Here is a 1,250-nt window from a genome sequence, read left to right as displayed (position 1 = left end):
GAGACCTTTGCACGAAACAGCCCCTTTGCTCGAGGCATACCACCAAACCGAAAAAAAACAAAGAATGGCAATGAAATAAGCAAAACAATGGCTAAATCATGGATAAAATCTCCAAATGGTTGTTAAATTTGTGTCTATTGGCTGAGCTTACTAACCAACAGACACAATAACCCTAGGCGAGTCCGTATTTTCGTTTCAAGCTTAGGGCAGTTTTTAAATTATGCACCATGCTTGCAAGCAAAGTGCTGGTATGAAATTGCATTAACCCTAAATGACGAGCTTTGCTCATCCCATAATGCAGTTTAAAATGTCCAAAGACCCGCTCAACGGTGTTTCTAGTTTGGCTCTTTTGGGTATTATTGCGTTTTTGCTGTTCGGTTAAGGGTGTATTGCGCCATGCTCTATCATGAATATGATTTTTTATCGGTGGTTCATGCTCGGCAAGGTAGTCATCATGGGCTTGGCTTTTATACGCACTGTCAGCATACACGGCTGATTCATCATCTGTTAACAGCGTGGTAAAACATTGGGAATCATGGACATTGGCAGGGGTAGTTTCAACCTTTTTGACAAAGCTGTCTTCATCACAGTTGAGATGAATTTTAAAGCCGTAGGTAGTTTTTACTTTACCTGTACTGTCTTTTTTACTGACATAGGCGGCTTCGTTATCTTGGGTATTGTCGGTGTGTTTGCCTTTCTTAGGTCGTTTGTTTTTAGCTTCAACGATACTGGCATCGATGATGCTGACACTGCCCGCTTTGATAAAAATGTTTTGTTGGGCTAGTTGCTCATTGATTTGGTTGAACAATGGTTCAATCAGTCTAAGCTCACCTAGGTGTTTGTGGTATCGCCAAATGGTGCTATGGTCGGGTACATCATCCGTTAATGATAGGCCAACAAAGCGACGAAATAGTAAGTCTCGTGCCAGTTGTTTTTCCATGGCTGGATCCGATAGGTTATAGAGTTTTTGTAAGAGTAATACTTTAAACATGATGACAGGGTGAAAGGCAGATTCCCCACGCTCACTGCTATGAACGTGGCGTAAGGTTTGCTCGATAGTTTGCCAGTCAATTAGGTTGTGTAGTTCATCTAATTCTTCGATGGCTTTGTGAGCGTTAATGAGACTGTCTGCTAGGGAGAGTTGCCCTGTTTGTTTCCATGCCATAGTCGTGTCTTTTGCTAGGTGATTGATTTTATTGTATTATACCAATTTAATGAACTTTTGTGTGTTTATTCGCGCAAAGGTTTCT

At 41.3% G+C, this 1,250-nt stretch carries 1 protein-coding gene; it reads right to left on the bottom strand.

The window, feature by feature from the left end:
* Positions 1 to 172 precede the first annotated feature (172 nt).
* Positions 173 to 1,165 (bottom strand): IS5-like element ISAba23 family transposase, encoded by a 993-nt coding sequence (locus tag ACH0AB_RS11805; protein WP_005028482.1) that lies wholly within the window; start codon positions 1,163 to 1,165, stop codon positions 173 to 175.
* Between the last annotated feature and the right edge of the window lie 85 nt (positions 1,166 to 1,250).

The sequence above is a fragment of the Moraxella sp. 179-F 1C4 NHS genome, assembly GCF_045370505.1.
In the GTDB taxonomy this organism is placed as follows: domain Bacteria; phylum Pseudomonadota; class Gammaproteobacteria; order Pseudomonadales; family Moraxellaceae; genus Faucicola; species Faucicola tetraodonis.
This window is presented reverse-complemented; position numbering and strand designations above follow the sequence as displayed.